Genomic DNA, 11,940 nt, shown 5'->3' with positions numbered 1-11,940 from the left:
GTAACTACTTAATAGTAATCATATCGAGTCGAGACTCAACATCGCCATACTCAAACCATAAGCGAACACTAGTTGAACTTCCTGAGTTAAACTCAAATGAGCCAGATTGATACTCAGAAGCATTTGGAGTTACTCCGGTTTGGCCTTCGTATAAGATTACGTTATGATCTGTACCATCGGTAACTTTTATTTTAATTCCAATAGTACCACCAGCTTTAGTTACCCAATAGTAGCTAAGAATATAATCGGTATTAGCTTCAACCTCAAATGTTTGAGCAATTAAATTTCCAGCAGATCCAAATTTACAAGCATTAGTTCCATCTGGAGGTGTGGGAGAACTACTACCACTGCATCCTACCCAGTACCAACCAGTTTCCTCGTTACGATACACACTTGTAGACCCTTCAAAACTTGGGCTTTTTATGACTGGCTGATACTTAGCAACCACAAATACATCCTGGGTAAAAGTATTGTTATCAACACCATCGCTAGCAGTTAATGCAACAGTATAGGTACCACCATCGGGGAACGTGTGAGTTGGATTCTCTTCGGTGGAGGTTGTTCCATCACCAAAATCCCATGAATAGCTGTTAGCATTAATAGAAGTATTTGTAAAAGTAACTGTTGTTTTATTTGCCACATATGTAAATGATGCCAATGGATAACCTACAGCCACCTCCTGTACAGCGGTATCTGTTACTCCGTTGTTATCGCTTGCAATAAGCTTAACCATATACTTATTTTTCTGACTATAAGAATGAACGGCATTGGTGTCGGTTGATGTTGTCCCATCACCAAAATCCCAAAAATAGGTTGTGGCGTGCTCCGATTGGTTTTGAAATTCTACATCGAAACCATTAATTACCGGAGTAAACTTACTTACAGGAGTACTTTTATCAGTAAAAAGATAAGTGTAAGAATCATCCTCACAGGCTGTAAAGATGAATGCTATCAAGGATACTAATGTAACACCCCTGATAGCTAACTGAAAATGCTTTTTGTATCTCATAACTGTTCAGGTTTTAGGTTATAAAAATTTTAATTGGTTGACCAGTTTCTTATTAATTGGTCGACCAAATATATTGTGAGAAAAAAGCATCTGCAAGCAAATTCTGGTTTTATTTCAACCAGTTTGAATTTTTTTGAATCGCTAATCCGTATCTATTTGTATATCAATATCATTTATAACAAAAAAGCCCCCTGCGTTAGGAGGCTTTTTTCAATTTTATTTAAAAATATTACTTAACAATACCAGCGAATCCCATAAAAGCAAGTGCAAGAATACCAGCAGTAAGCAAAGCAATAGGTACGCCTTTCATTCCTTTTGGTACGTTAGCCAAATCGAGGTGCTCACGGATTCCAGCAAGAATAACAAGAGCTAATCCAAAACCTATGGCGCTTGCACCTGCAAACACAACACCTTCGAGCAGGTTATAGTTTTTCTTAATAACAAGGATTGCCACACCAAGTACAGCACAGTTAGTTGTAATAAGAGGCAGAAAAATACCCAGAGCCTGGTAAAGTGCAGGGCTAACCTTTTTGAGGATTATTTCAACCATTTGAACAAGCGATGCAATTACCAGAATAAAAACGATAGTTTGCATAAAGCCTATTCCTAAAGGGTTAAGCACATAATGCTGAAGGAGAAAGGTAACTATTGTTGCAAGAACCATCACAAAGGTTACGGCACCGGACATACCTATCGAGGTGTTAATCTTTGTTGATACCCCAAGAAAAGGGCAAATGCCCAGAAATTGAGCCAGAACGACGTTGTTAACAAAAATAGCAGCAATTATAATTATTATGTATTCCATGACTACCTCCTACTTTTTAAACCTATTAAAAATAGCTATCAGATAGGCAAGAGCAATAAATGCACCTGGTGCCAAGATAAAAACTAGAATTGGGCTATGAAAGAACCAATGCTCCGGCCAGGGTGGCAATTTGGGAATAATCTGAAAGCCGAACAGTGAGAAATTACCGAGTATCTCACGTACACCGCCAAGAAGGGTTAGCGCAAAGGTAAAACCAATACCCATACCTAATCCATCGAGGAACGAATCAGAAACGGTATTTTTATTGGCAAAAGCCTCGGCCCGTCCGAGTACAATACAGTTAACCACAATCAGGGGGATAAAAATGCCCAGGTTAGCATATAGTCCCGGTGCATATGCCTGCATAACCAGGTCAACTATTGTAACAAATGTTGCAATTACAACAATATATGAAGGTATTCGAACTTTATCGGGAATCAGCTTTGCTATGGCGGAGATAACAACATTTGAGCCAACTAAAACGAATGTGGTTGCAAGCCCCATACCCATACCATTAAATGCTGAAGATGTAGTAGCGAGGGTTGGGCACATACCAAGAACCAAAACAAATATGGGGTTCTCCTTCAGTATCCCTTTTGTAAGTTGGGCAATCTTACTCATTGCTTACCTCCTTTCTTAAATTCGTTATAGGCTCGAGTTAGTGCATCGCAATAAGCACGAGAAGAGATGGTGGAAGCTGTTATAGCATCAACATCGCCACCGTCCTTTTTTACCATAAGTTTAAAAGATTCAGGGTTTTTCCCTTCGAACTGAAGGCTAAATTCAGATTTCTGGGGTTCAATCTTATCGCCAAGTCCTGGGGTTTCCTTATGCGAGATTACGACTACTTTATTAATCGTTCCATCAGGAAGAAAACCAACCATCAGCTCAATAAGACCAGCAAAACCATTATTTGTAAATGTTTTTACAGCAACTCCAACCTGCTCTCCATTTTTAGTAGCGGGATAAAAGGTTAGTTCACCCCCATCTACTCGAACGGTATAAGATTCATTAGCAGGTTGATTATCAAACGCTGGTAGGACTGCTTTTATCGCATTATTTATTTTTGCTTGCTGTGCGAGTTCTATAGGTTCCTTGGTTACCTGATAAACAAGGCCAAGTGCTGCTGATGCAACGGCTGTAATAACCAGCAGGGTCAAGGCCATGTTCTTAAAACTTGATTCTACCTTAGCCATTTCGTTTAACCTCCTCTCCAAAGCGTTTTGGTTTAACATAGCGGTTTAATAGGGGTACAAAGGCGTTCATAATAAGAATAGCAAACGAAACACCTTCGGGATATGCCCCAAAAACTCTGATAATTACAGTCAACAACCCAATTCCAATACCAAAAATTATCATTCCTTTTGGGTGCATTGGCGATGTCACATAATCGGTTGCCATGAATATGGCACCAAGCATAACACCACCAGTTAGAAGATGGAATATTGGGTCGGCATTTTTTTCTGGATTAATCAACCACAGAATACCAGTAAATACAAATATGGTTGTAAAGATTGTTATTGGAATATGCCATGTAATAACCTTTTTGTAAAGTAACCATGCAAATCCAAGAAGAAGTGCGATGGCAGAGATTTCACCTAACGATCCCCCCATAACTCCCATAAAAAGCTGCATGTGTGAAGGAATCTGATCGGCAATTTGTGTAATTGTATCTCCTTTCTTAAGTCCTTCCTTTAGTATGGCAAGTGGGGTGGGACCTGTTGCAGCGTCAATTAGTTTCAAACGCGACTCAATGGGTAAAGGCCAGCTTGTCATTTGAACAGGGAAAGATATCAGCATAAAAACTCGGGCTGCAAGAGCAGGGTTAAAAGGATTGCTACCTAAACCACCAAAACTTAACTTGGCTACACCTATGGCAAAAAGGCTTCCTACAACAATTATATACCAGTATAAATTACTTGGAACATTAAATGCCAAAAGCAATCCGGTAACAATAGCAGAGCCATCGGTAATGGTTGGCCGAACTTTTAGTATAAACCTTTGGATTAAATACTCAAATGCAACACACGATAATACAGAAAGCAGTGTTACAAATAAAGCACCTACGCCAAAATAGTAAAGCGAAACAGCAAATGCCGGCATAAGCGCTAAAACCACGTTGAACATAAGCTGACTTGTCGATAAGCCGCTATGAACGTGGGGTGATGGTGAAACTACAAGTTTACGATCCATTATTTAATTAGTTTGGCTGGTTAAGAAATTAGTTCTTTCGACTCCGAACTATTTTATTTACCTCTGTTTTACCTAATCGAATATAGTCGAGCAAAGGAAGATTTGCAGGACATTCAAAGCTACATGAGCCACACTCCATACAATCGAGCACGTGCTCATGCTCCATCTCCTCAAACATCATTCGTTGGCTCATTCTAATTAGTAGGTATGGTTCTAACCCCATAGGACAGGCCGATACACATTTTGCACAGCGAATGCAAAGGCCTTCGGTCTTGCGCTTCGATTCTTTAGCGGGGAAAACAATTATTCCTGAAGTACCTTTGGTAACAGGAATCGAAATATCGCTTACCGCTTTTCCCATCATAGGACCACCATTTACAACCTTTGCAGTATCCTCGGGTAATCCGCCTGCTGCTTCAATTAGCTCGTCTACAGGCGTTCCAATGCGAACCAAAAAGTTAGAAGGTTTAGGAAGATTTTTCCCGGTTACAGTCACCACTCTTTCAATAAGAGGCTTATTCTTCTGCACAGCCTCATAGGCTGCAAAGGCTGTTCCCACATTATGAACAACAGCTCCTACTTCAATTGGTAATGCGCCAGAAGGTACCTCTCTATTAATAAGCGCTTTTATAAGCTGCTTCTCACCTCCTTGTGGGTATTTTACCTTTAATGCATGAACGGTTACTCCTTGGTACTCCTCTGAAATATCAGTAAGATATTTAATTGCATCAGGCTTGTTGTTTTCAATACCAATCATGGCTTTAGTAACGCCTAACGCCTTCATTAATATTTGAATACCAACCATTAGCTCATGCCCCTTCTCAAGCATAAGTCGATGGTCGGAGGTTAAGTAAGGCTCACATTCAACTCCGTTGATAATAAGAACCTCGGCCTTTTTCCCATCGGGTACCGAAAGCTTAACATGCGAAGGGAAAGTTGCACCACCAAGCCCAACTATACCAGCTTCGGCAATCTTTTTAACAATCTCCTGAGCATCAATACTTATTTCACGCTTCAAATTGGGCGAGCGGTCAATGGTAGGTTCCCATTCATCTCCTTCAACAGCAATTGTTATGGCTGGGCGTTTATACCCTGAACTGTCGAGCACAGGAGTAATTGATTCCACTGTTCCAGAAACCGATGAATGGATATTTGCCGAAACAAATCCAGAACTTTTAGCTATAAGCTGCCCTACTTTAACCTTATCGCCTTTTGCAACTATAATTGAAGCTGGTGCACCAATATGTTGTGAAATAGGTATGCTCACCTTTTTAGGCAGTGGTAGCACCTCAATTGGTTTATCTGCTGAGAATTTATTTTCGGGCGGATGAACGCCACCTTTGGAAAATGTCTTCAACATTTTATATGGTATGTTTGGGGTTATACTATTTAGTTTCAACATTTTCTGTCTGTCCTTCTACCTTTTTCTTTCTTGGCGGGAAATTAATTTCCAGTATTGCGCCAGTAGGACATTCAGCTACACACTTTCTACAAAGCTTGCACTTATTGTAATCGATGTAAGCTAGGTTGTTTTCAATGGTGATGGCATCGTGAGGGCATACCTTAGCACATTTGCCACATCCAATACATGCCACCTTGCAAGCTTTACGAGCAGGACCACCTTTATCCTGGTTGATACATGAAACATAAATACGCTTCCCTTTGGGCCCTTTCTTACGGAGTTCAATAATTGACTTAGGACAAGCCTTTACGCAAGCTCCGCATGCTGTACATTTTTCCTCGTCAACAACAGGTAAAAGGGTTTCGGGATCGATGTAAATGGCATCAAAGTTACAAACTGCCACACAGTCGCCAAGCCCAAGGCACCCATATTGGCAACCAGTATCGCCACTGTATAGAGCCGTTGCCAACTTACACGACGATGCCCCATCGTATTCTACAATACGATTTCGATGCTCAGGGCTTCCCGAACATCTAACAACTGCAACCATGGGGTCTTTTGCTTCGGCTGTTTTACCCATAATCTCAGCTGCCTTGGCCATAGTGTCGTTTCCTCCAACAGGGCAAAACAAGGCCGAAAGATCATCGGACTTAACAACCGCCTCGGCAAATCCTCTACAACCTGGATAGCCACACCCCCCACAATTTGCGCCTGGTAATACTGCTTCTACCTGATCAATTCGAGGATCTTCAACTACTTTGAACTTTTGTGCAACCAGGTATAGCACTATTGCAAGCACTACGCCTAGTATCCCAAGTACCAAAATTGCTGTAACAATAATAGAATTCATAATTTAGGCTGGTTTAACTTTATATTTTATCAATATCAAAATAAAATTCCTTCGCAATCTTATTCCTTAATAAATAAAGTATCAAGTAGTATGGAGGTAATACCAATAGTGAAAATATGCCTGCATGAGCCTCAGTATATCCTAAACCACTAAAAACAAAAAGGGTTACTAGCACTATGATTAGCGGTAGTAAATATCCAAGAAACAAAGCTTTAAATCCAAGCGATTGGTTCATGGTCACCTTTACTGTTTCCCCTACGGAGTAGTTATGATTTGGTTTTTTAACTACAATTCGCTTCTCCTCCACGTCGGAAGCACTACATGCCCCCTTTGCATGACAACTTGCACATGCCGATTGGCTAACTATTACAACGCTAATTTCATTTGTTGTTATAGCTTCAACTCGACCTAAATGCTCTATTACTTTAGGTTTCGAAGACATTCCTATCCTTTTAAAATCAAGTACAAAAATATATTTCTTTCCTTTACACTATTTAAATTTCATTAACACTTTGCTAATTTGGAATCTTTCTAAATATTTTTTCTCCATGTTTTAACCAAAATATTGCAAACGATTGCAAACTTTTTGCCCCTATTTTATCTGTACAAAAAACTGGATTTCATTTAAATTTTACATTTGCCTAGTGTTTTCATAAAATCTAATAAGTTGAAAAAGGTTTTTTCTCTAGTATTTATTTTATTCCTCGTCATTAAAGTTTTTGCACAAACTACCAACAACATTAATCCGTTGTACGACGATAGTGAAGTGCCTCGAGTTGATATCACAATTAATCCCGAGTATCTCCAAATCATACTTCAGCCTGGGAATGAGGAAAGCAACATTGAGTACCCTGCAACTTTTCAAATTAAATCGACAAAATACTCCATTAGAGTTGAAAACATTGGTTTTAGGCTAAGGGGGAATACATCGCGATATGCCAAAAAGAAATCGTTTAAGGTTTCGTTCAACACTTTTGTAATAGGACAAAAGGTTCAAGGGATTGAGAAGCTAAACCTCAATGGTGAACACAACGATCCTTCTTTGATCCGTTCAAAACTGGTTTGGGATTTAATGGCAGGATTAGGTCTTCCAGCTCCAAGAGCCAACCATGTTGCACTTTATATTAACAACCAATACTTTGGCGTATATGCTAATGTTGAGCATATCGATGAAAATTTTGTGAAATCAAGATTCAGTAACAGTAATGGTAATCTGTACAAGTGCCTCTATCCTGCAAACCTGTCATATCGGGATGACAATCCGAATGCATACAAGCTTATCCAGTATGGGCATAGGGTATATGACCTAAAAACCAATGCCGAGAGAGATGATTACTCTGACCTTGCCCAACTAATTAAAATTTTAAACCAAACTCCAATCTCAGAGCTCCCCGAAAAGCTCGAACCCGTTTTTAATGTAAATAACTTCCTGAAATATTTAGCAGTTGAAGCGCTAACTGGCAACTGGGATGGCTACTCATTCAATCAAAACAACTTTTACCTTTACAAAAACACTACTACTGGCCGATTTGAGTTTATTCCTTACGATACCGACAATACTTTTGGAATAGATTGGTTCAATATCGACTGGGCTAAAAGAAGTGTTACCTCATGGGCAAGTAGCGATTTGCGTCCGCTTACCAAAAACATTCTGGCTGTTAAAGAGTATCGGAATCGTTACTATTTTTACCTAAAAAAACTAATTAATGGCGATTTCTCGGTTCAAAGCATACAGACAAAAGCCTTTGCGCTTCGATCAACTATAGAGGATAATGTATTAGCCGACCCATACAGGCCGCTCGATTATGGTTGGAACTTTGACGATTTCTATAACTCATTCACCTCCGCATTAAGCGGACATGTAAAATACGGTTTAATCCCTTATGTAACAAAACGCATTCAATATGCTAATTCGCAGTTTAGCATCGGTGACATTCCGCCAATTATCTCAAATGTTACATGGCAAGCCTATGGCCACAGGGTTCCCATTTTAGTTTCCGCTGATGTTGACGATGAAGATTTGGCAGAGTTTAAGATATTTTACTGTACCGATAAAGATGGCTACAAAAGCAAATCGATGGACAACACTAATAATAACCACTTTAAAACCACTATAGGCCCTTGGGCTGACAAAACAAAACGAATCCGCTTCTTTTTTGAAGCAACCGATAAAAATGGTAACAAAACCCGGGAACCACTTGAAAATGTTTACGAGGTTGAGTTTAATCAAATCGATTTACCTTTATGCATTAATGAAGTGATGACCTCGAACACATCAACTTTCCCCGATGAATTCTGTTTCTATTCCGATTGGATTGAGCTCTACAATTATGGCAAAACACCAATCTCACTTTATGGCATGACTATTACTGATACTTTGGGAAAACCAACAAAATGCATTCTACCCAATATAATAATCAAACCTGGTGAGTTTAAGCTGCTTTGGGCCGACGGACAACCAGAAAAAGGGGAAAACCATCTTCCATTCAAACTAAACAAACAAAGCGAAGAGATAGGTTTGTTTGCCCTAACCTCAAATGGATATAAACTGGTTGATGGTTTTAGATTTGGAAGCATCGATAAAAATGCTAGTTTTGGGTATTACCCTGATGGTTTGGGTTTACCTCAAATACTTTTAAGTCCAACACCTGGATTGAGCAATGTGTTAACAACGAAACGCTTTGAAATGGTTTTGCCACAAATTATTACCTATCCCAATCCGTTTTCCAATAGGTTAACCATATCTTTATCGTACCAACCAGCTTACGATTACACCATCACAATCATTAACTCTCAAGGAAGAATTATCGCCAAGGAGGATATTAAAAAGGAAACATACACAAAGTATGAGTGGCAGCCAAATGGCATTCCAAGTGGTATCTACTTAATTTATATAACACTTCATGGCAAACAGGATTTAGTTATTCAGCCACAAAAAGTTATTTTTGACAAAAAATCGAATTGATGAAACGCTCTATAACCTTTGCACTTTTGCTCGTTGGCTTACTGTTTGGAATGAATACTTATTCCCAGGTATCGCGCACATTTTGGACTGGTGCTAATGCAAACCTCTCTCTTTCAAAAAAAGTTGATGTTTCCTTTTCACCAGAAATAAGGTTGATAGATGATATGAGTATAGACAAACTTATACTTGAAACCGATGCTAAAATTAAATTTCACAAACTTTTTCAGCTAGGTATATCATATAGGTACTACCGTTTTCACGACGATCCAGGGGAGTACTTTAACGCTCACCGTTTAGGAATAAATGTTAGGACAAATATTGGCTTAGGCCGATTTAAGCTATCGAACCGATTTTACTACTTTCACCGATTAATTAATCGATACAATTATGGGTACTCCATTGAAACACAAAGAGAGTTTCGTGAGGGTATTAAGCTATCGTATAACATAAAAGGGTCAAAGATTGAACCCTTTATACAGTCGGAAATTTATTTTGATGTTTCGCCAAACGAAACCAAAGAATTTTCAAAAATTAGATTTAGAACAGGAATAGAATACCCCCTTAATAAAAAATCGAGCATCGATTTGTTTTTCCAGCTGCAAGACAAGTTAAATACTAATAATCCGTTGAGAACATACACATTAGGTGTTTATTACAATTTCGATATTCAAAAGGCAAAATCCAAAAATGACTCTAAGGACTAAAATAGTAGTATAAAGTGTTACCTTTGCAGCAACTATTTTTTCTGTTTTACAATGGTTTCGGTAAATAATCTCACACTAACTTTTGGTGGTTTTGACCTATTCAAAGGAGTTAGCTTTCAGCTTAACGATAATGAGCGTGTTGGCCTTGTTGGTAAAAATGGAGCAGGTAAAACCACAATGCTTAGGCTAATTGCAGGTGAAATAAAGCCAACCTCGGGGAGTGTTTCGTTATCGGGCGATATTAAGTTGGGATATCTTCCTCAACAAATGAAGCTTGCCTCGGGCAATACGGTTCTTGATGAAGCAAAGAAAGCTTTTGCTGAGATCAAACAAATCAAATCCGAAATCACAAAGCTAACGGAACAGATAGCAACACGAACCGACTACGAAAGTAAAGAGTATCTAGCCCTCATTAGTAAGCTTACCGACCTTAACGATCGTTATACCATTCTTGATGGCGACACAGCAGATGCACGTGCAGAGCAAACTTTACTGGGATTGGGATTTGAGCGAACCGATTTCGTTAGGCCAACAACTGAGTTTAGTGGTGGTTGGCGAATGCGAATAGAGCTTGCCAAGATACTGCTACAAAACCCTCAGGTTCTTCTGCTCGATGAGCCAACCAACCACCTGGATATTGAATCGATACAATGGCTAGAAGAGTACCTTAAAAACTTCCAAGGCACCCTACTACTAATCTCACACGACCGTGCATTCCTCGATAATGTTACCCAACGTACAATTGAAATCTCATTAGGTAAAGTATACGACTACCGTGTTCCTTACACTAAGTATGTTGAGCTTCGACGTGAACGACGTGAGCAGCAGCTGGCTGCATACCGAAACCAGCAAAAGCTAATAGAAGATACCCAAGACTTCATTGAGCGATTCCGTTACAAGGCAACAAAGGCCGTTCAAGTACAGTCAAGAATAAAAATGCTTGAACGGATGGATATTATTGAAATAGAGGAAGAAGACAACTCTACGGTAAACATCCGTTTCCCTGAAGCACCTCGTTCTGGCGATATTGTTGTTGAAGCAAAAGGTCTAGCAAAGAGTTTTGATACCAAACAAGTATTTGCCGATGCACACTTTACAATTGAACGTGGCGAAAAGGTGGCATTTGTTGGGCGAAACGGCGAAGGGAAAACCACTATGAGCCGAATCATCGTTGGTGAGCTTAGCTACGATGGAGAGCTGAAAATTGGCCACAATGTTACCATTGGTTATTTTGCACAAAACCAGGATGAGATACTTGACAACTCGCTAACTGTTCTTGAAACCATCGATAGAGTTGCTGTTGGGGATATAAGAACAAAAATTCGTGATATTCTTGGCGCTTTCCTTTTTCGTGGCGAAGATGTAGATAAACGCGTAAGCGTGTTATCGGGAGGAGAGCGTAACCGCTTGGCGCTAGCAAAGCTAATGCTTCAACCCTATAACCTACTGGTGCTCGACGAGCCAACAAACCACCTCGACATGCGTTCGAAAGATGTTCTGAAGAATGCTCTCTTGGAGTATAATGGTACAGTTATTATTGTTTCTCACGATCGCGATTTCCTTAATGGATTGGTGAATAAAGTTTATGAATTCACCCATGGGAAAGTCAAAGAACACATTGGTGGTATATACGACTTTTTACGTCGTAAAAAACTGGAAACTCTTAAAGAACTAGAAGCTGTACAAAGGCAACAAAAGTCAACAGATAAAACCAACGCACCATCCGACCAAAAAAAGTTGTGGGAAGAACGAAAAGAGTTAGATCGAAAGATTAGAAAAGTTGAAAATCAAATCAATAAGTTAGAGCAAGAGATCTCTTCCCTTGAAAGTGAATTATCCGAAATCGATAACAAGCTAACCGATCCTGCAGCACATGGAATAGATCTAAGCGATAAGGAATTTTTTACAAATTACGAGGGTAAGAAAGAAGACCTTGCCACAAAGATGGAGCAATGGGAAGATCTTGCCACGCAACTAGACAAATTAAAACAACAACGCAACAAACTATAAAC

11 protein-coding genes are annotated in these 11,940 nt (G+C 39.4%); 3 read left to right on the top strand and 8 right to left on the bottom strand.

Translation table 11 applies throughout. The annotated features are described in order from the left end of the window. Positions 1–4: 4 nt before the first annotated feature. The 8 genes from FHG85_RS03980 to FHG85_RS03945 all read right to left on the bottom strand — a co-directional run bounded on the left by FHG85_RS03980 (position 5) and on the right by FHG85_RS03945 (position 6,701). Positions 5–1,009, bottom strand: coding sequence for a PKD domain-containing protein (locus FHG85_RS03980; RefSeq protein WP_173073211.1), 1,005 nt, complete (start codon positions 1,007–1,009; stop codon positions 5–7). Between the two features lie 229 nt (positions 1,010–1,238). After that, positions 1,239–1,814, bottom strand: a complete 576-nt coding sequence (gene rsxA / locus FHG85_RS03975) for an electron transport complex subunit RsxA (RefSeq protein WP_173073209.1) — start codon at positions 1,812–1,814, stop codon at positions 1,239–1,241. Between the two features lie 9 nt (positions 1,815–1,823). Continuing rightward, positions 1,824–2,435, bottom strand: coding sequence for an electron transport complex subunit RsxE (gene rsxE, locus FHG85_RS03970; protein ID WP_173073207.1), 612 nt, complete (start codon positions 2,433–2,435; stop codon positions 1,824–1,826). Next, positions 2,432–3,010 (bottom strand): RnfABCDGE type electron transport complex subunit G, encoded by a 579-nt coding sequence (locus FHG85_RS03965; protein WP_173076744.1) that lies wholly within the window; start codon positions 3,008–3,010, stop codon positions 2,432–2,434. The genes rsxE and FHG85_RS03965 overlap by 4 nt, the downstream gene beginning before the upstream one ends. After that, positions 3,003–4,007: an RnfABCDGE type electron transport complex subunit D gene (locus tag FHG85_RS03960; RefSeq protein WP_173073205.1), complete on the bottom strand. Its 1,005-nt coding sequence runs from the start codon at positions 4,005–4,007 to the stop codon at positions 3,003–3,005. The genes FHG85_RS03965 and FHG85_RS03960 overlap by 8 nt, the downstream gene beginning before the upstream one ends. 28 nt (positions 4,008–4,035) lie before the next feature. Then, positions 4,036–5,367 carry an electron transport complex subunit RsxC gene (gene rsxC, locus FHG85_RS03955; protein ID WP_173073203.1) on the bottom strand — a complete coding sequence of 444 codons (1,332 nt, stop codon included), beginning with the start codon at positions 5,365–5,367 and terminating at the stop codon, positions 4,036–4,038. Positions 5,368–5,392: 25 nt separating this feature from the next. Further along, positions 5,393–6,259 carry a Fe-S cluster domain-containing protein gene (locus FHG85_RS03950; protein WP_173073201.1) on the bottom strand — a complete coding sequence of 289 codons (867 nt, stop codon included), beginning with the start codon at positions 6,257–6,259 and terminating at the stop codon, positions 5,393–5,395. Between the two features lie 19 nt (positions 6,260–6,278). Then, on the bottom strand, positions 6,279–6,701 hold the full coding sequence (locus FHG85_RS03945) for a SoxR reducing system RseC family protein (RefSeq protein ID WP_173073199.1): 423 nt from the start codon (positions 6,699–6,701) through the stop codon (positions 6,279–6,281). 225 nt (positions 6,702–6,926) lie between these two features. On the opposite strand from FHG85_RS03945, the gene FHG85_RS03940 reads away from it, so the two are divergent. Genes FHG85_RS03940 through FHG85_RS03930 form a run of 3 tightly spaced genes read left to right on the top strand, consistent with a single transcriptional unit; the run spans position 6,927 to position 11,938 of the window. After that, positions 6,927–9,224 (top strand): CotH kinase family protein, encoded by a 2,298-nt coding sequence (locus FHG85_RS03940; protein WP_173073197.1) that lies wholly within the window; start codon positions 6,927–6,929, stop codon positions 9,222–9,224. Then, positions 9,224–9,928 carry a DUF2490 domain-containing protein gene (locus FHG85_RS03935; protein WP_173073194.1) on the top strand — a complete coding sequence of 235 codons (705 nt, stop codon included), beginning with the start codon at positions 9,224–9,226 and terminating at the stop codon, positions 9,926–9,928. Before FHG85_RS03940 ends, FHG85_RS03935 begins: the two co-directional genes overlap by 1 nt. 51 nt (positions 9,929–9,979) lie before the next feature. After that, the gene (locus FHG85_RS03930) at positions 9,980–11,938 is read left to right on the top strand and encodes an ABC-F family ATP-binding cassette domain-containing protein (RefSeq protein WP_173073192.1); all 1,959 of its coding nucleotides are present in this window, start codon (positions 9,980–9,982) and stop codon (positions 11,936–11,938) included. Positions 11,939–11,940: the final 2 nt, after the last annotated feature.

It is taken from the genome of Tenuifilum thalassicum (genome assembly GCF_013265555.1).
Classification (GTDB): Bacteria; Bacteroidota; Bacteroidia; order Bacteroidales; family Tenuifilaceae; genus Tenuifilum; species Tenuifilum thalassicum.
The sequence above is the reverse complement of the archived record's forward strand: the minus strand, read 5'-3'. Positions and strand labels throughout refer to the sequence as shown.